The sequence below is a fragment of the Sphingomonas sp. RIT328 genome, from assembly GCF_000632225.1.
Lineage (GTDB): Bacteria > Pseudomonadota > Alphaproteobacteria > Sphingomonadales > Sphingomonadaceae > Sphingomonas > Sphingomonas kyungheensis.
In genome coordinates this window covers 1-17128 of the sequence record NZ_JFYV01000005.1, presented here as the reverse complement: position 1 = coordinate 17128, position 17128 = coordinate 1, and the positions used below count along the sequence as shown (strand labels likewise).

Below are 17128 nucleotides of genomic sequence, written 5' to 3'. Positions count from 1 at the left end.
GGCTGCTACAATGAAGGACTCGCACCGCCGACAGGAGCCAGGGTCATGAAGCGCGCGTTACGCTGGGGTCTCGCAACACTGGCCGGCGCAGGCGCGGGCGGCATCGGCCTGTCGCTCTATTCGCGCCACGTCGCGGCTGAGGTCGAACGACGGGTGCCGCCCGACGGCCGCTATCTCGAGGTGGAGGGCGCACGGCTCCATTATGTCGATCGCGGCAGCGGGCCGACGATCGTCATGGTCCACGGCCTCGGCGGACAGTTGCGCAACTTCCGCTATGCCCTGCTCGACCGGCTCGCCGAGACGCATCGCGTCCTCCTGCTCGACCGGCCGGGATCGGGCTATTCGACCGCCGACGAGGGGACGACGCCGGGTATCGCGGCGCAGGCAGAGATCGTCGGGCGGTTCATCGCCACGCTCGGGCTCGACCGGCCGCTGATCGTCGGCCATTCGCTCGGCGGCGCGGTCGCGCTGGCGTTGGCGACGCAGCGGCCCGAGCTGATCCGCGGCCTCGCGCTCATCGCCCCCTTCACCCAGCCGCAGTCCGTCCCCGCCGCCTTCGTCGGACTGGCGGTGATCCCGCCGGCGCTGCGCCGGATCGTCGCGGAGACGGTGGCGACGCCGCTTGGCCAGCTCACCACGGCGCGGACGGTCGCCGCGGTCTTCGCGCCGGAGGAGGCACCCGCCGATTTCGCCACCCGCGGCGGCGGCGCGCTGTCGCTCCGCCCCACCGCGATCGCCGCCGCCGCCGCCGATCTCGCCGCCGCCGGGGACGAGATCGCCGCGATCGTCGCGCGCTATCCGACGCTGACCGTGCCGACGGCGATCCTGTTCGGCCGCGGCGACGCGATCCTCAGCGCGACGCTGCACGGCACGCGCACCGCGGCGACGATTCCGGGCGCGCGCATCGAGCTGATCGACGGCGGCCATATGCTGCCGATCACCCAGCCCGACCGGACCGCCGCCTTCATCCGCGACGCCGCGGCGCATTATGCCGGCGACAGCCCCGCGGCATAGCGGCGCGCATTGGCGACATAGGTCGCCGCCGAGGCGCGCAGCCCCGCGACCTCCGCCTCGGTCAGCGGCCGCACCGCCTTGGCGGGCGCCCCGACGATCAGCGTGCGCGGCGGAAAGACCTTGCCCTCGGTGACGAGCGCCTGCGCGCCGACGATCGATTCCGCACCGATCACCGCACGGTTGAGCAGCGTCGCCCCCATGCCGATCAGACTATGGTCACCGACCGTCGCGCCATGGACGATCGCATGATGGCCGATCGTCACGCCGCGGCCGATCGTCGCCGGCGCGCCCGGATCGGCGTGGATCATCGCGCCGTCCTGGACATTGCTCTCCGCGCCGATCGTGATCGGATCATTGTCGCCGCGGATGACGGCGCCGAACCACACCGACGCGCGCTCGCCCAGCGTCACCCGGCCGATGACGTGCGCGCCCGGCGCGACGAATACATCCTCTCCCAGCGCCGGTGCGGCGTCATCCAGTCGGTAACAGCTCATCGAAACCCTCCCCACCGCCGCGATCCGGCCAAACGGGCGGTAATCCCTTGCCATCCTTCGCGTCCAGTGCAGCAAGCGGGTGACAGCGGCGTCTGGTAGCGTTAGCACTATGATTCGCACGGCAGCGACCGCCAGACACGACGGTCGCGCTGCGCCGATACTGACGTAGCAGCTTGATTTCGGACCTGCTCCGGCTATGCCCTGCTGCGTCTACGGGAGCGACGATCACGATGGGTGCCGGAGTACGCGACGATTTCACATTTCCTGGCGGTGTCGACGCCGGTAGCAGATCGTTCGCCGGCCTGCCCGCTTCGCCGATGATCGATGGGCAGGACCCGGAGGTCGCCCGGCTCGCGACGCTGGCGACGAGCATCACCGCGGCGCGGCGCAAGCTCGGCACGCATCTCGAGGCGTCGCTGTTCGCCAATCCCGGGCTCGACATCATGCTGTTCCTGTTCGCCGAGGGGATCAACGGCGCGACGGTGACGACCAACGCCTGCTGCGCCGCCGCCGGCGTGCCGCGCACCACCGCGCTGCGCTGGATCAAGCTGTTGCAGGATCGCGGGCTGGTCGATGGCAGCGACGACATCAGCGACCGCCGCGTAACGATGCTGGCGCTGAGCCCGCTCGGCCGCAGCACGATCCGCACCTGGCTCGGCGAGATCGCGGCACTGCCGCTGCGCGAGTCGCTCGACCGTTGATCCCCCGCGGCTGGCGCATCCGGCCCGTGTCGGATGCGTGACCCGCTCGCCGCGGACGACCGCCTGTGCCCTCACGCGGCACAGCCGGCGAACCGGACGAAGAATCAATAAATCCACAGCGCCAGCACGGCCAGGCTGATAGCGATGCGATATCGGCGCCGCACCGGACGGGCGCTGATTCCCGCCAGCATCAGCGCGGGTATCAGCACCACGACGGATACCGGCATGCGCGACGAATCCGGGTCCGTCGGGATGGAGCATAGCGTCAGCCGGCTGCCGTCCGGATCGACCTCGCCGATCATCCCGTCATAGCGTTCCGTCGAACAGACCACGATCAGACCGGCGACGCCGGCCGACGCCATGACGAAGACGGCATCTCTCAACACCTTGCCGATGTTCACGACGACCTGATCCCTGCCGGCCCCACGGGATCATGGTAGCGGCCTCGGCGACGAACCGCGCGCGTCGCGGCCGTCGGTCAGCCCGCGGTGACGATCGGGTGGCGCAGGCGCAGGTCGTCCGCGATCCGCTCGACGATGTCGTTCTCGGTCGCCGAGCCCGTCGGCGTCACCGCCCAGTTGCAATGCGCGTGTGTCGCCGGATCGTAGAGGCGGATTTCGCCGATCACCAATCGCCAGCGACGGCGGTTGCCGCCCGCCTGCTTGATCAGCGTCGACAGGAACAGGTCGTGGAGCATGCCGCTGGTCATGCCGGTCGCCCTAGACGGCTATCGGGTCGAGGAAAAGCGCGGGCGGCAAAGTCAACCAACGCCAGTGCCATGTCGGACTTTGTTGCGCGGCGGCAACGAACGTCGCACAGCCGGCGCATGACCGGACCGTCCGACGCGCGCCAGGGCCTCCTCTACGGCGGCGGCGCCTATATCCTCTGGGGGCTGCTGCCCTTCTATCTGCACATGCTGGCGGCGGTGGCGCCGGTGCAGGTGCTCGCCAACCGCATTCTCTGGTCGCTGCTGCTGCTCCTCGCGATCGTCGTCGCGACGCGCCGCGGGCCGGCGCTGCTTGCCGCGGCGCGCGGGCGGGTGCTGATGTTGCTGGCGGCGAGCGCGGCGCTGATCGCAGTCAACTGGTTCGTCTATATCTGGGCGATCAGCAACGATCATCTGGTCGAGGCGAGCCTCGGCTATTTCATCAATCCGCTGCTCAACGTCGCGCTCGGCATGGTGCTGCTCGGCGAGCGGCTCAGCCGCGTGCAGGCGGCGGCGGTGATCGTCGCCGGGATCGGCGTCGCGATCCTCGCGGGGGGTGGCGGCGGGGCGCTGTGGGTGTCGTTGGTGCTGGCGCTGAGCTTCGGATTCTACGGGCTGATCCGCAAGGTCGCGCACATCGACGCGCTCGGCGGGCTGACGCTGGAGACGCTGATCCTCACGCCTTTCGCGCTGGCGATCCTCGTCCAGGCGGAGCGGAGCGGCAGCGCGGTGCTGTGGCATGACGGCTGGCTGACCACGCTGCTGCTGCTCGCCGGCCCGGTCACCGCCGCGCCGCTGTTGCTGTTCGCGGCGGGGGCGAAGCGGCTGCGCTATACGACGATGGGGCTGCTCCAGTTCATCGCGCCGACGCTGCAATTCCTCGAAGCGGTGCTGGTCTATCGCGAGCCGATCACCGCGACGCAGCTCGCCACCTTCGCGCTGATCTGGCTCGGCTGCGGCCTCTACGCATGGAGCAGCATCCAGCGGGCGCGCGCCGCCTAGCGGCGGACGTCGAGCCCGCCGGCGAGATAGGCGTCGATGTCCGCCTGGCGGAACAGCGCCGCATCGCCGGGCAGCGAATGTTTGAGCGCGGTCAGCGCGAGGCCCGTCGCCGCCGCCGCGGCACTGTCGCCGCCGCCGCGCAACGCGTGCAGCACACCCGCGGCAAAGGCGTCGCCGCCGCCGATCCGGTCGACGATCCCCGCGAGCACCACCTCGTCGGTCTGCGCATGGCCGTCGCGCGTATCGACCCGCGCCGAGATGCGGTGCAGGTCGACCGTCTCGACATGCCGCGCGGTCGAGGCGATCGTGGTCAGCTTGGGGAAAGCGGCAAAGGCGGCCTCGGCCGCGTCGCGGCGGCGTTGCTCGCCGTCATGACCGGCGAAGTCGCGATCCAGCAGCAGCGCGATGTCGCGATGATTGCCGAACACCAGATCGGCCTGTTCGACCAGTCGGGTGAGGATGCCGCGCGGGTCGCTGTCCCACCGCTCCCACAATTTGGCGCGGTAATTGCCGTCGAACGAGATCGGGATGCCGCGTGCCGCCGCGGCGCGGGCCGCCGCGATCGCACTCTCCGCCGGCACCGGGCCGAGCGCCGGGGTGATGCCGGACAAATGGAACCAGTCGACGCCGTCGAACAGCGCATCCCAGTCCCATGCAGCGACCGGCGCCGCGGCGAAGCTCGAATGCGCGCGATCGTAGACGACGTCGGTGGCGCGCATCCCCGCGCCCGAGGTGACGAAATACAACCCCATCCGCTCGCCGCCGACCTGGATCGTCCGCGTGTCGACGCCATGGCCGCGCAAGGTCGCGATCGCCGAGCGGCCGAGATCATTGTCCGGCACCATGCTGACCAGCCCGACGTCATGGTCGAGCCGCGCCAGCGCGGTCACGACATTCGCCTCCGCCCCGGCGACCCACACGTCGAAGCGCGGCGACTGGAGCAGCAATTCGCGCCCCGGCGGCGACAGCCGCAGCATGATTTCCCCGAAGGCGAGCAGCTTGCCCATGGTCGTTCCCTCAGCGATCGATTCGATAGGCGCGGCGGACGAGGCCGCTGGTCAGCTCCTGCGCCAGCTCCGCCGCCTCCCAGTCCGCGAGCCGGTGCTCGGCGACGAGGCGGGCGAGGAAGCCGCAATCGACCCGCCGCGCGACGTCGTGCCGCGCCGGGATCGACAGGAAGGCGCGCGTATCGTCGTTGAAGCCGACGCTATTGTAGAAACCGGCGGTCTCGGTGGTCATCTCGCGGAAGCGGCGCATCCCCTCCGGACTGTCGTGGAACCACCAGGCCGGACCGAGCTTGAGGCACGGATAATGACCGGCGAGCGGCGCAAGTTCGCGGGCATAGACGCTCTCGTCGAGCGTGAAGAGGATGATCGACAGGTCGGTCGAGGTGCCGAACCGGTCGAGCAACGGCTTCAAGGCATGGACGTAGTCGGTGCGACCGGGGATGTCGGCACCCTTGTCGCGGCCGTGGCTGGCGAACAGTCCGGCATTGTGGTTGCGCACCGATCCGGGGTGGATCTGCATCACCATGCCGTCCTCGACGCTCATCGCCGCCATTTCGGTGAGCATCTGCGCGCGGAACAGCTCGGCATCGGCCGGCGTCCAGCTGCCGCCGGTGATGCGGGCGAACAGCGCCTCGCATTCGGCCGGAGTCAGATTGGCGGTGGCGGCGGTGGGGTGGCCGTGATCGGTCGCGGTCGCACCGGCGGCGCGGAAATCGGCGCGGCGCTTGCGGTGCGCGGCGAGATAGCCCTGCCAGCCATAGACATCCTCGCCGGTCAGCTCGGCGAAGCGGCGCAGCGCGGCGGGGAATTGCTCGTGCTCGACGTCGATCACGCCATCGGGCCGATAGGTGGTAACGACCCGCCCGCCCCAGCCGCTCTCCCGAATGCGCCGGTGCGCGTCGAGACTGTCGTGCGCGCCTTCGGTGGTGGCGAGGAAGTCGATGCGGAAACGGTCGAACAGCGCACGCGGCCGGAAGGCATCGGTGGCGAGCTTCTCGGCGATCATGTCGTAATAGAGATCGGCGGTGGCCGGCTCGAAGGCGACGTTGAAGCCGAACACCTCGGCGAAGACGTGGTCGAGCCACATCCGCGACGGCGTACCGCGGAACAGATGATAGTGATCGGCGAGCAGGCGCCACGCCGCGCGCGGATCGGCGCTGACCGATCCGTCCTTGCGCGGGATCGCCAGCGCGTCGAGGTCGACGCCCTGGCTGTAGAGCATGCGGAACAGATAATGGTCGGGCGAGAGCAGCAGGCTGGTCGCGTCGGTCCACGGCCGGTCGTCGGCAAACCACAGAGGATCGGTATGGCCGTGCGGGCTGACGATCGGCAGGTCGGCGACCGTCGCGTAGAGCGTGCGCGCGATGGCGCGGGTATCGGGGTCGGCAGGGAACAGCCGGTCGGGATGCAGGTCGAGGCTGCGGGTCATGACGCACTCTCCGTCGCGTTATGGGCCGGCGTGGTAACCGGTGTCAGGTTGGTGCGCAACCGGCTTGCGGCGCGCAGGAGGGTCAGGGCAATGGTGCCGGGGCGAGCTAGCACCGCGGCGGCGCGACCGATCCACGCGGGATCAGCGCCGACGGGAAATGCGTCGGTACGGTGGCCTCGTCCTCGATCAGCTTGCGCGCGGCGGCGGCGGCCATCGTCCGGCTCGGCCAGCGGACGGTGGTGAGCGGCGGCCAGAGGTGCGCGGCGATCGCGCTGTCGTCGAAGCCGATGATCGACAGATCGTCGGGCACCGCCAGCCCGCGCGCCCGCGCCGCGTGCAGCGCGCCCGCCGCCATCTCGTCGTTGCAGGCGAAGATCGCGGTCGGTCGCGGATCGGCGTCGAGCAGCCGCGCCGCCGCCGCCTGCCCGCCGGCGAAGCTATAGTCGCCCGCCGCGACCTGCGCCTCGCCCAACGCCAGCCCGGCTGCGGCAAGCGCCGCCTCGAAGCCGGCACGGCGTTCGTGCGCCGAGCGGAATCCGGCCGGGCCGCCGATGAAGCCGATGCGGCGATGGCCGCTGGCGAGCAGATGCGCCGCCGCCTCCGCCACCGCGACGCGGTCGTTGGAGGCGACCATCCGCGCCGGCGTGTCGAGCAGCGCCGACCCCATCCGCACGTAGCGGCAGCCGAGCGCCTCGCACAGCCGGGCGATCGCGTCATCCTCGCTGATCGGCGGCATCAGCAGCACGCCGAACAGCCGCTGGCGCTCGAGCACGTGGCGCAGATCGTCGAGCATCGTCGGCGCGGCGCGGTCGATCGGCCGGACGACCAGCTCGAATTCGGTGCCGCGCAAGCCGTCGAGCATCCCCTGCTGGACGTTCATCACCGTCTGCGCATTGGGGTTGTCGTGGACCAGGCCGATCAGGAAGTTGCGCCGCAGCGCCAGCGCGCGCGCCTGCGGGTTGGGGACGTAGCCAAGCTCGCGGATCACCGTCTCGACCCGGCGGCGCGTCTCGGCATGGAGCAGCGGCGAATCGTTGATGACGCGGCTCACCGTCTTCTTCGACACGCCCGCCAGCCGCGCCACATCGTTGATCGTCGGCTGGCCGGAGCTGCGCATCGCGCAACCGTAGCGACGCGCGGCGGGCTTCGCCAGCGCCGCGGCTTGCGCCCGCCGCGGCGGTGCGTCATGAGCGATGACACCGGTATCTACGCCCGCGGCGACGGGACAGTGACGAGAGGCAGACCCTGTGACCCGATTGACCCGCAGCACGATCGACCGTCTGCCCGCCGGCGTCACGCCGCCCGCGCCGCCGGGCGACGGCGTCGGCATCGTCCACTTCGGCCCCGGCGCCTTCCACCGCGCGCACCAGGCCGCCTATATCGACACGATCCTGCACCATGATCCGCGCTGGGGGATCGCCGCGGTGTCGATGCGCAGCCGCTCGACGATCGACGCGCTCGCCGCGCAGGACGGGCTCTACACGCTGGCGATCCGCGATGCCGAGCCGGTGCTGCGGGTGATCGGCGCGCACCGCCGCTTCCTCGCCCCCGATGCCGCGGCGGAGACGCACCGGCTGCTCGCCGATCCCGCCGTCGCGCTGGTGACGACGACGGTGACGGAGAAGGGCTATTGCCTCGCCGGCGACGGCACGCTGGACGTGGCGCATCCCGATATCGTCCACGATCTCGCCGGGGCGGCAGTGCCGGCGAGCGTGGTCGGCTGGATCGTCGCCGGGCTCGCCGCGCGGCGCGACGCGGGTGTGCGGCCGTTCGTGCCGATGCCGTGCGACAATCTCGCCAGCAACGGCGCCAAGCTCCACGCCGCGCTGGTCGCCTTTGCGCGGAGGCGCGACGCGGGACTGGCCGACTGGATCGCGGGCCAGGTGCGGGTGCCGTCGACGATGGTCGATTCGATCACCCCGGCAGCCGACGAGGCGCTATACGCCAGCGTCGCCGCGGAAATCGGGCTGGAGGATCGCGCCGCCATCCAGCGCGAGCGGTTCACCCAATGGGTGATCGAGGATGTCGGGCAGGCGGGACCCGATCTCGCCGCGGCGGGCGCGACGCTGACCGGCGACGTCGCGGGATATGAGAAGGCCAAGCTGCGCATCCTCAACGGCGCGCATTCGACGCTGGCCTATCTCGGGCTGCTGCGCGGCCATGCCAGCGTCGCGGCGGCGATGGCGGACGAGGCGCTCGCCCGGTTCGTCGACGCGATGATCCGCGACGACATCATGCCGATGCTGCCGACGGTGCCGGGGCTCGACCTCGACGGCTATCGCGCCGCGGTGCTCGCGCGCTTCCGCAACCCGGCGATCGTCCACCGGCTCGACCAGATCGCGATCGACGGGTCGCAGAAGCTGCCCTACCGGCTCGGCGACACGCTCGCCGCGCATCGCGCCGCCGGACGGATGCCGCGCCATGTCGTCGCCGCGCTCGGCGGCTGGATCGCCTTCCTGCTCCAGCGCAGCCGTGAAGGGGTCGCGATCATCGATCCGGCGGCGGCCCAGCTCACCGCCGCGGCACAGGGCGCGGAGCCGGCGACCTTGGTCCGCCGCCTCGCCGAAGCCGGCATCGGCCTGCCGCCGCAGGTCGCCGGCGATCCGCCTTTGCTTGCCGCGATCACCGCCGCGGCGCGTGCCGCGGACGCACGCGACTGGCACGCCCTGCTCGCCGGCAATCATTCCTGACACACCAGACGTGGTAGAAAGGGACCCACCGGGCCGGTTACGCGTCTGACGTGGGACGCCGGCAGCCGCCGGCGGGATCGCTTATCCGGAGGGTCCCTTGGCCGCTTCCTTCGTCCGCCACCTCACGCCCACGCTGCTGCCCGATCCCAAACGCACCGTCATCCGCCCCTTCCTACCCGAAGACCCCGATCCGTTCCGAGTCGAGGGCAAGCCCCGCGGCGACCGGATCGTCGAGCGGATGCTGGCGATGCCCGAAGAGGCCATCGACGCGCAGGTCGCCACCGTCGTCGAGGGGCTGGGCTCGCGCCACCGCGAGATCCCCGGACTGCTGCTGCGCCGCTTCGACGAGGTCGCGCCTGGACTGAAGCTCGATCCGACCCTCGCCGATTCGCGCAAGATGCTGATCGGCGCCTATTTCAGCGCCGAATATTCGTTCGAGGCGGCGGCGCTGTTCAACCCCAGCATCGTCCCCCATCCCGATCAGGGCGACTGCCCGGACGGCGCGATCCGCTTCGTCCTGTCGCTGCGCGGGATCGGCGAGGGGCATCTGTCGTCGGTCACCTTCCGCACCGGCATCTGGGGGCCGGGGGAGGATCAGCTGGTGATCGACACGCCGAGCGGTCAGGGCGTGCCGCCGGTGATCGAGCAGCCCGCGCCCGAGCTGATCCGCGAAATCGGTGCGAAGGCGCTGGTCCAGCTCAACTGCCGCGACGCGCGCGAACCGTCGGAGACGGTGCTGTTCCCGGTGGTCGAGAGCCAGAATCGCGGCATCGAGGATCTGCGCCTCGTCCGCTTCCGCGATGATGACGATCGCGAGACCTATATCGGCACCTATACCGCGGTCGGCGGCCAGGGCGCGCGGCAGGAGGTGCTGCAGACCGACGATTTCCGCCTGTTCCACATGCATCCGGTCGACGGGCCGGTGGCGAGCGGCAAGGGCATGGCGCTGTTCCCGCGCCGGATCGACGGCAAGTTCGCGGCGCTGTTCCGCCACGACAACGAGAACCTCTGGTATGCGACCAGCGACACGCCGCTCGCCTGGGACGATCCGGTGCGGATCATGACGCCCGAATATCCGTGGGAGTTCGTGCAGATCGGCAATTGCGGCTCGCCGATCGAGATCGACGAGGGCTGGCTGGTGCTGACCCATGGGGTGGGCATGGTGCGCAGCTATTGCATCGGCGCCGCGCTGCTCGATCGCGACGATCCGACCAAGGTGCTCGGCCGCCTGCCCGAACCGCTGATCGCGCCGGACGGCGAGACGTGGGACGGCTACGTGCCCAACGTCGTCTATTCCTGCGGCGCGCTGGTGCGTGGGCGGACGCTGCTGCTGCCCTATGCGCTCGCCGACGACATGACGAGCTTCGCCACCGCATCGCTCGACGAACTGGTCGCGGCGATGCGGTGACGGGTCGCCCGCCGCTCAGCCGGCGGCCGGCTCCGCCGCCCAGACGGTCAGCAGCGTGTGCGCGATCGCATAGGGAGGCGGCGGCAGGAACGGCCCCGCCTCGCCCGCCAGCACCGCGCGGACCATCTCGCGCGGCACCCACATCGCGTCCTCCAGCTCGTTGGTGTCGAGCGTGATCGCATCGTCCTCGGCGACGCCGACACAGGCGATCATCAGCGACGAGGGGAAGGGCCAGGGCTGGCTGGCGACATAGCGGACCTGGCCGACGCGCACGCCCGCCTCCTCGCCGATCTCGCGCGCCACCGCCTCCTCGATCGATTCACCGGGTTCGAGGAAGCCGGCGAGCGCCGAATAGCGCCCCTCGGGCCAGCCCTTGCCGCGGCCGAGCAGCGCGCGCCCGTCATGTTCGGCGATCATGATCACCACCGGGTCGACACGCGGGAAATGTTCGGTGCCGCAGGCATCGCAAAGCCGCCCCCAGCCGGCGCGGAAGGCGTGCGTCGTCGCGCCGCAGCGCGCGCAGAAGCGATGCCGCGCATGCCAGTCGAGCAGGCTGCGCGCCGTCGCATAGGTCGCCGCCTCGCCCGGCTGCAACGCGGCGAGCACCGCCATCAGCGCCGGCGAGCGCATCGCCGGCGCCGTCCCCTCCTCGCCCGCCGCGGGCAGCACCGCGGCATGCGCCCGGCCCTGCGCATCGAGCCCGAGCAGGACCAGCTCGGCATCGGCGGGCACCGCGTCGCGCGCGATCCAGGCGAGCTGCCCGTCCGCGGCGACCGCCGGCATCAGCCCGTCGAGCGCCAGCACCCGCGCATCGGCAAGCTTGGCGGCGAGCGCTTCGGCATCGTGGCGCAGCGCATCGGCACGATCGAGCGTGCCGCCGGTGAAGCCGGGGGTCATCGCTGCCCCCGCGCCATGTCGGCGATGAACGCGCGCACCGTCTGTTCGCGCACCGGCCAGCGGTCCGCCGGGAAGTAATTGACCATGATCGTACCCCGTATCTTCTTCACCGGATCGACGAAGGCGATCGTCCCCGCCGCCCCGCCCCAGCCATAAGTGCCCTTAGACGGAATGCCGCCCGGCCCGTCGGCGAGATAGACCGAGCCGCCCGCGCCATAGCCCATCGGCGTCGCCTGCCCGCTCGCCCCGCCGGTCGCGCCGCGCACGCCGCCATAGCTGACGCCGGCGGGGAGCAGGTTGGACAGGCCGAGCCGCACCGTCTCCGGCTTGAGGATCCGCACGCCGTCGAGCGTGCCCTCGTCGCTCAACATGTGGAGGAAACGGTCGTAATCGCGCGCCGAACTGACCAGCCCGGCGCCGCCATAGGGAAAACTCGGCGGCTGGAGGAAGACCGAGGTCGCGGCGGGATCGAGCGGCACCAGCGCATCGCCGGTGAAGGCGTAATTGGTCGCGAGCCGCCCCGCCTCGCCGCGCGGCACCGTCCAATAGGTCGAGGTCATGCCGAGCGGCGCGAGGATGCGGCGATTGACGAACTGGTCGAACGGCATGCCGCCGGCGACCTCGATCACCCGGCCGATCACGTCGAGCCCGACCGAATAATGCCATGCGGTGCCCGGCTGCGCGATCAGCGGCGCCTGCGCGACGCGATCGGCGAAGGCGGCGAGCGTCGCCGGGCGGGTGCGGCGCATCGCCGGCTCGATGCTCGCGCTGACCGCGGCGGGCAGGATGCCGAGCCGCTCATATTCCCTGAGCAGCGCCCCCTTGGCGAGGATGTTGTAGCTCAGCCCGGAAGTGTGGGTGAGCAGCATGCGGATCGTGATCGGGCGCTGCGCCGGCACGCCGGCAAGGCTGGTTTCGGGATGCGTCGCCACCGTCATATGCGCGAAGGCGGGGATGTAGCGCGCGACCGGATCGTCGAGGCCGATCCTGCCTTCCTCGATCAGCAGCATCGCCGCCATCGCGGTGATCGGCTTGGTCATCGAATAGACGCGCCACAGGCTGTCGGGCGAGACCGCGGCGGCATCGTCGTCGCTGGCGAGCCGGCCCGCCGCGACGAAGCGCGTCGGCTGGTCGCCGATGCCGAAGGCGGCGACGATGCCCGGCATCTTGCCGTCCCGGACATAGCCGTCGAACAGCGCCTGCGTCTGCGGCAGGGCGGCGTTCTCCGTTGCCGTTCCCGTCGCCGTCGCAGGGGACGGCAGCGGCCCGCCCGGCGCGGCGGCGGCGAGCAGCGCGACGAGGCCGAGGCTGAGCGTCGATCCGACAATCCGGTGCAATCGCGTCATCCGTCCTTCCTCATGATCGCCGCGGCGGCCTTGGCGAACAGCGTCGGCAGGCCGGCACGGTCGAGTTCCGCGATCGGCCACCATTCGCCCTCCGCCGCCTGATGCGCCTGCCCCCCGGCGACGGCAAGCGCGAGTTCGAGGTCGAAATGCGTGAAGCCATGCGCAACCGTCGCGTTGCGCATCTGCCAGTCGGCGGTGACCGGTGCGTCGGCGAGGCCCGGCGGCGCATCGCTCCACGGTCCGGTCGGCAACGCGCGCATGCCGCCGAGCAGACCCTTGCCCGGCCGGCGGACGAGCAGCACCGCGCCGTCGCGTTCGAGCCAGAAGATCGTGCCGTGACGCTGCGGCTTGGCCTTCTTCGCCGCCTTGACCGGCAGCGCGTCCGGCGATCCTTCGTGGCGGGCGCGGCATTCGGCGGCGAGCGGGCAGAGCAGGCAGGACGGTTTCTTCGGCGTGCAGATAGCCGAGCCGAGGTCCATCATCGCCTGCGCGAAGTCGCCGGCGCGCGCGTCGGGCGTGATCGTGTCGGCGGCGGCGCGGATCGCGACGCGCGCCTGCGGCAGCGGCTGGCGGATCGCGAACAGCCGCGCGACGACGCGCTCGACATTGGCGTCGACCACCACCGCGCGCCGGCCGAAGGCGATCGCCGCCACCGCCGCCGCGGTATAGGCGCCGAGCCCCGGCAAGGTCCGCAGCACCGCCTCGTCCTGCGGAAAGACGCCGCCGTGATCGGCGACCACCGCCTTCGCCGCGGCGACGAGGTTGCGTGCGCGGGCATAATAGCCGAGCCCCGCCCAGGCGGCCATCACCTCCGCTTCCTCGGCGGCGGCAAGGCTGGCGAAATCGGGCCAGCGCGCCACCCATGCCGCAAACCGCGGCCGCACCGCCGCCACCGTCGTCTGCTGCAGCATCACCTCCGACAGCCAGACGCGATAGGGATCGGCGGTCTCGCCGGGCAGCGCGCGCCACGGCAGCACGCGGCGGTGCCGGTCGTACCAGGCGAGCAGCAACGCGGATATCGCCGCGGCATCGGGATAAGAGCGAGTAGCGTCCACGACTTGGCTATGGCATGGAGCCGGCGATGAGCAAGCGCATCCGCGCCCCCGAAGCCGAGCCCCCCCGCCAGAATCGCGCCCGCGCGGTGAGCGAGCTGCTGCCCGCCATCCACGGCGCCGCGTTCAAGCGATTCGGCTTCGTACAGAGTGCCTTGGTCACGCGCTGGCCGGAGATCGTCGGCACCCGCTGGGCCGCGGCCTCCGCCCCCGAATCGCTGCGCTTCCCGCCGGGCAAGAAGGCGGACGGCGTGCTGACCATCGTCGTGCGCGGCGCCCATGCGCCGATGATGCAGCATATCGCGCCCGAGATCATCGAGCGGGTCAACCGCTTCTTCGGCTATGTCGCGGTGGCCCGGCTGACCATCCGCCAGGGCGAGGTCGCCAAGCCGATGCCGCGCAGCGCGCCCGCGTCGCTCAAGCCCGCCCCCGCCGAGATCGGCGAGGGGCTGAAGCGGATCGCCGATCCCGAATTGCGCGCCGTGCTCGAATCGCTCGCCGCGGGCGTCCACGCCAGCCGCGGCCTTCCCAGGATAGGATGATCGCCATGACGACCCTGCCCCGCCTCGCTCCGCTCGCCCTGCTGCTCGTCGCCGCCGCGCCCGCCGCCGACAGCGGCCAGACCGTGCGCCAGACCGCCAAGGGCGCCTACGTGATCGGCAGCCCGACCGCGCCGGTCAAGCTGATCGAATATGGCAGCTACACCTGTTCGCATTGCGCCGACTTCGCCGAAAAGAGCGCGCCCGTGCTGAAGGGGCAGATGATCCCTTCGGGCAAGGTCAGCCTGGAATATCGCCATCTGATCCGCGACCCCGCCGACCTCGGCGCGGCGATCCTCGCGCGATGCGGCGGCGCCCGCGGTTTCGCCGGCGCGCATGCGATGATCTTCGCGACGCAGGCGACATGGCTGGACAAGGCCGGCGCCTATCAGCAGGCGCATCCCGACATCGCCGCCAAGCCGCTGATCGTCCAGGCGCGCAGCTATGCCGATGCGAGCGGACTCACCGCGGCGATGCTCAAGCGCGGCCTCACCCCGGCGAAGGTCAACGCCTGTTTCGCCGACAAGGCGGAGGTGGCGCGGATCACCGCGATGACCGGCGACGCGCCGATCGAGGTCAACAGCACGCCGACCTTCTACATCAACGGCGAACTCCAGCCGCCCGCCGGCTGGGACAAGCTCGAACCCGCCCTGCGCGCCAAGGGCGCGCGATAACAGACAGGCGCGCCACGGGCGCACAATAACGGAGCCTTTCATGAAGATGTTTGCGTCGCTCGTCGTGCTGTCGCTCGCGCTGGCGGGCTGTTCGAAGGAGGCCGGTACGCCGTCCGCCCCGGCCAGCCCCGCCGCCGCGGTCGCCGCACCCGCCGGCCAGAGCTGGACCGAGACCGCCTCGCGCACCGCCGAGGGGACGATCGTCGGCAACCCCAATGCGCCGATCAAGCTCGTCGAATACGGCTCGCGGCTGTGCCCGACCTGCGGCGCGCTGGCGCGCGAGGGCTTTGCGCCGTTGCTCGAAAAGTACGTCAAGCCGGGCAAGGTCAGCTTCGAATATCGCGAATTCCTCGTCCACGGCGCACCCGACCTGCCGCCGGCGCTGCTCGGCAATTGCACCGATGCGAGCGCCTTCTTCCCGATCCTCGAACAGATGTATCAGGCGCAGGAAGGCTTCAACACCAAGCTGCAGGCGATGCCGGCGGCGATGCAGCAGCAGTTGCAGAGCGCCGAGCCGGTCGATGCGATCCGCATGATGGCCGAGCAGATGGGCCTGATCGACTTCGCCAAGCAGCGCGGCATCCCCGAAGCCAAGGCGCGCCAGTGCCTCGGCGATATGAAGCAGATCGACCGCTGGACCAAGCAGACGCAGGACAAGAGCGCCGACGGCACCGTCACCGGCACGCCGACGCTGATCCTCAACGGCAAGAAGATCGACGCGCTGAGCTGGGGCCAGCTCGAGCCGCTGCTCAAGGCGGCGGGGGCGTAAGCGCGGGTACGGGAGAAGCGGTAGGTTTCGCCGGCCTCGACTTCCCCTGACCGGTCGTGATGATTGGCGTGCGGGCGCGACGATATGGGTTCGCGCGGAGGCGCGGCGAAAAGGGTTTTGCGCGCAGAGGCGCAGAGGCCGCAGAGGCATAGGGTCGTCCCGACGGCCTCGCCTCAAGCCGGCCCGCCCTACCCGACCGTTCGCCCTCCGCTTGTCGAAGGCGGGTGAGTCTCATGCCCTTCGACAGGCTCAGGGCGAACGGGATGGTAAAGGTGGTGCCCGACCTTTGAGCTCGGAAAGCGCGTCACGCGCGTATCCTCTGCGCTCTCTACGCCTCTGCGGGCGCGGCCCTTCTTCTCCGCGCCTCCGCGCCTCTGCGTGAACCCCTATCCCCCGCGGCCACACGCCACCCTCTTGCCACGCCACGTCAGAAGCGGCACCCGCAGCCGGTGCAGATCAAGCGGCTTCGCATCGCCGGGTTCAAGAGCTTCGTCGATCCGGTCGACCTCGTCATCGAGCGCGGGCTGACCGGCGTCGTCGGGCCGAACGGCTGCGGCAAGTCCAACCTGCTCGAAGCGCTGCGCTGGACGATGGGCGAGAACAGCGCCAAGTCGCTGCGCGGCATGGGGATGGAGGACGTCATCTTCGCCGGCACCGCGACGCGGCCGCCGCGCGATTTCGCCGAAGTGTCGATCCTGCTCGACGCGCCCGTCCCCGGCGGCGAGGTCGCCGAGCGCGAGGTCGTGCGCCGCATCGAGCGCGGCGCCGGCAGCGCCTATCGCATCGACGGGCGCGACGTCCGCGCCAAGGACGTCGGCCTGCTCTTCGCCGATGCGGCGACCGGCGCGCACAGTCCGGCGCTGGTCAGCCAGAACCGGATCGGCGCGGTGATCGCCGCCAAGCCGGCCGAACGGCGCGCGATGCTGGAGGATGCGGCGGGGATCGCCGGCCTGCACGTCCGCCGCCGCGACGCCGAACAGAAATTGCGCGCGACCGAGGCCAATCTGCTGCGGCTCGACGAGCTGATCGCCGATCAGGATTCGCGCGCCGGCCATCTGCGGCGGCAGGCGCGTGCCGCCGAACGCTATCGCTCGCTGTCCGAACAGATCCGCGTCGCCGAGGCGCGGACGATCTTCGCGCGCTGGCGCGAGGCCGCCGCCGCCGCCGACGCCGCGCGCGCCGAGGCAGAGGCCGCCGACGCCGCGGTCGCCGCCGCCACCGCCGCCGAACAGGCGGCCGCCGCCGCGCAGGCCGAGGCCGCCGCCGCCGTCGCGCTCGCCCGTGCCGCCGCGCTCGCCGCCCGCGACGCGGCGGGCGAGGCAGGCCATCGCCTCGCCGGCCTGCGCAGCGAGCCCGCCGCCGCCGCCCGGCGCGTCAGCGAGCTCGCCGCGGCCCGCCGG

Annotated in this window: 18 protein-coding genes; 9 read left to right on the top strand and 9 right to left on the bottom strand. The window is 71.2% G+C overall.

Annotation, left to right across the window (positions count from 1 at the left end; genetic code table 11):
- The first annotated feature begins 45 nt into the window (after window positions 1-45).
- Window positions 46-1014, top strand: a complete 969-nt coding sequence (locus BW41_RS03655; RefSeq protein WP_037531575.1) for an alpha/beta fold hydrolase — start codon at window positions 46-48, stop codon at window positions 1012-1014.
- Here BW41_RS03655 and BW41_RS03650 read toward each other — a convergent pair.
- On the bottom strand, window positions 987-1508 hold the full coding sequence (locus tag BW41_RS03650) for a gamma carbonic anhydrase family protein (protein WP_037531573.1): 522 nt from the start codon (window positions 1506-1508) through the stop codon (window positions 987-989). The genes BW41_RS03655 and BW41_RS03650 overlap by 28 nt on opposite strands.
- Before the next feature lie 317 nt (window positions 1509-1825).
- Here BW41_RS03650 and BW41_RS03645 point away from each other — a divergent pair, with 317 nt between their 5' ends.
- The gene (locus BW41_RS03645; protein ID WP_235199496.1) at window positions 1826-2209 is read left to right on the top strand and encodes a hypothetical protein; all 384 of its coding nucleotides are present in this window, start codon (window positions 1826-1828) and stop codon (window positions 2207-2209) included.
- Window positions 2210-2313: 104 nt separating this feature from the next.
- On the opposite strand, the gene BW41_RS03640 is transcribed toward BW41_RS03645, so the two are convergent.
- Together BW41_RS03640 and BW41_RS03635 are read right to left on the bottom strand one after the other, a co-directional pair.
- Entirely contained in the window at window positions 2314-2610 is a 297-nt protein-coding gene (locus BW41_RS03640) for a hypothetical protein (protein WP_037531571.1), read from the bottom strand.
- Window positions 2611-2687: 77 nt separating this feature from the next.
- A complete protein-coding gene (locus tag BW41_RS03635) occupies window positions 2688-2918 on the bottom strand; it encodes a hypothetical protein (protein ID WP_037531569.1) in 231 nt (76 codons plus the stop codon).
- A 117-nt stretch (window positions 2919-3035) separates the two neighbouring features.
- Here BW41_RS03635 and rarD point away from each other — a divergent pair, with 117 nt between their 5' ends.
- Window positions 3036-3917, top strand: coding sequence for an EamA family transporter RarD (gene rarD / locus BW41_RS03630; RefSeq protein ID WP_037531567.1), 882 nt, complete (start codon window positions 3036-3038; stop codon window positions 3915-3917).
- On the opposite strand, the gene BW41_RS03625 is transcribed toward rarD, so the two are convergent.
- From BW41_RS03625 to BW41_RS03615, 3 genes are all read right to left on the bottom strand, one after another.
- Complete coding sequence (locus BW41_RS03625) at window positions 3914-4924, bottom strand: sugar kinase (protein WP_037531566.1); 1011 nt, start codon at window positions 4922-4924, stop codon at window positions 3914-3916. The genes rarD and BW41_RS03625 overlap by 4 nt on opposite strands.
- Window positions 4925-4934: 10 nt before the next feature.
- A complete protein-coding gene (gene uxaC, locus BW41_RS03620; protein WP_037531565.1) occupies window positions 4935-6353 on the bottom strand; it encodes a glucuronate isomerase in 1419 nt (472 codons plus the stop codon).
- A gap of 106 nt (window positions 6354-6459) precedes the next feature.
- Window positions 6460-7470: a LacI family DNA-binding transcriptional regulator gene (locus BW41_RS03615; protein ID WP_037531564.1), complete on the bottom strand. Its 1011-nt coding sequence runs from the start codon at window positions 7468-7470 to the stop codon at window positions 6460-6462.
- 130 nt (window positions 7471-7600) lie between these two features.
- Here BW41_RS03615 and BW41_RS03610 point away from each other — a divergent pair, with 130 nt between their 5' ends.
- Both BW41_RS03610 and BW41_RS03605 read left to right on the top strand, forming a co-directional pair.
- A complete protein-coding gene (locus BW41_RS03610; RefSeq protein ID WP_037531562.1) occupies window positions 7601-9043 on the top strand; it encodes a mannitol dehydrogenase family protein in 1443 nt (480 codons plus the stop codon).
- Between the two features lie 97 nt (window positions 9044-9140).
- Window positions 9141-10451 (top strand): glycoside hydrolase family 130 protein, encoded by a 1311-nt coding sequence (locus BW41_RS03605; RefSeq protein WP_037531560.1) that lies wholly within the window; start codon window positions 9141-9143, stop codon window positions 10449-10451.
- A 15-nt stretch (window positions 10452-10466) separates the two neighbouring features.
- Here BW41_RS03605 and nudC read toward each other — a convergent pair whose 3' ends face one another.
- The 3 genes from nudC to mutY are packed head-to-tail and all read right to left on the bottom strand — an operon-like array spanning window position 10467 to window position 13749.
- Window positions 10467-11348, bottom strand: coding sequence for an NAD(+) diphosphatase (gene nudC / locus BW41_RS03600; RefSeq protein ID WP_037531559.1), 882 nt, complete (start codon window positions 11346-11348; stop codon window positions 10467-10469).
- Complete coding sequence (locus tag BW41_RS03595) at window positions 11345-12694, bottom strand: serine hydrolase domain-containing protein (RefSeq protein ID WP_037531558.1); 1350 nt, start codon at window positions 12692-12694, stop codon at window positions 11345-11347. The genes nudC and BW41_RS03595 overlap by 4 nt, the downstream gene beginning before the upstream one ends.
- Window positions 12691-13749: an A/G-specific adenine glycosylase gene (mutY, locus tag BW41_RS03590; protein ID WP_037531556.1), complete on the bottom strand. Its 1059-nt coding sequence runs from the start codon at window positions 13747-13749 to the stop codon at window positions 12691-12693. Before mutY ends, BW41_RS03595 begins: the two co-directional genes overlap by 4 nt.
- 26 nt (window positions 13750-13775) lie before the next feature.
- Here mutY and BW41_RS03585 point away from each other — a divergent pair, with 26 nt between their 5' ends.
- From BW41_RS03585 to BW41_RS03570, 4 genes are all read left to right on the top strand, one after another.
- Window positions 13776-14288, top strand: coding sequence for a DUF721 domain-containing protein (locus BW41_RS03585; protein ID WP_235199495.1), 513 nt, complete (start codon window positions 13776-13778; stop codon window positions 14286-14288).
- A gap of 5 nt (window positions 14289-14293) precedes the next feature.
- Window positions 14294-14959, top strand: coding sequence for a DsbA family protein (locus BW41_RS03580; RefSeq protein ID WP_037531683.1), 666 nt, complete (start codon window positions 14294-14296; stop codon window positions 14957-14959).
- A gap of 40 nt (window positions 14960-14999) precedes the next feature.
- Window positions 15000-15728 (top strand): thioredoxin domain-containing protein, encoded by a 729-nt coding sequence (locus BW41_RS03575; protein WP_037531552.1) that lies wholly within the window; start codon window positions 15000-15002, stop codon window positions 15726-15728.
- A gap of 449 nt (window positions 15729-16177) precedes the next feature.
- A partial coding sequence (locus BW41_RS03570) for an AAA family ATPase (RefSeq protein WP_037531550.1) occupies window positions 16178-17128 on the top strand: 951 nt, incomplete at its 3' end.

Coding starts and splice junctions, on each gene's coding strand:
- BW41_RS03595 (WP_037531558.1), bottom strand. CDS start 12,694: ATGACGCGATTGCACCGGATTGTCGGATCGACGCTCAGCCTCGGCCTC.
- BW41_RS03650 (WP_037531573.1), bottom strand. CDS start 1,508: ATGAGCTGTTACCGACTGGATGACGCCGCACCGGCGCTGGGAGAGGAT.
- BW41_RS03645 (WP_235199496.1), top strand. CDS start 1,826: ATGATCGATGGGCAGGACCCGGAGGTCGCCCGGCTCGCGACGCTGGCG.
- BW41_RS03575 (WP_037531552.1), top strand. CDS start 15,000: ATGAAGATGTTTGCGTCGCTCGTCGTGCTGTCGCTCGCGCTGGCGGGC.
- rarD (WP_037531567.1), top strand. CDS start 3,036: ATGACCGGACCGTCCGACGCGCGCCAGGGCCTCCTCTACGGCGGCGGC.
- BW41_RS03615 (WP_037531564.1), bottom strand. CDS start 7,470: ATGCGCAGCTCCGGCCAGCCGACGATCAACGATGTGGCGCGGCTGGCG.
- BW41_RS03635 (WP_037531569.1), bottom strand. CDS start 2,918: ATGACCAGCGGCATGCTCCACGACCTGTTCCTGTCGACGCTGATCAAG.
- BW41_RS03625 (WP_037531566.1), bottom strand. CDS start 4,924: ATGGGCAAGCTGCTCGCCTTCGGGGAAATCATGCTGCGGCTGTCGCCG.
- BW41_RS03580 (WP_037531683.1), top strand. CDS start 14,294: ATGACGACCCTGCCCCGCCTCGCTCCGCTCGCCCTGCTGCTCGTCGCC.
- nudC (WP_037531559.1), bottom strand. CDS start 11,348: ATGACCCCCGGCTTCACCGGCGGCACGCTCGATCGTGCCGATGCGCTG.
- uxaC (WP_037531565.1), bottom strand. CDS start 6,353: ATGACCCGCAGCCTCGACCTGCATCCCGACCGGCTGTTCCCTGCCGAC.
- BW41_RS03655 (WP_037531575.1), top strand. CDS start 46: ATGAAGCGCGCGTTACGCTGGGGTCTCGCAACACTGGCCGGCGCAGGC.
- BW41_RS03585 (WP_235199495.1), top strand. CDS start 13,776: ATGAGCAAGCGCATCCGCGCCCCCGAAGCCGAGCCCCCCCGCCAGAAT.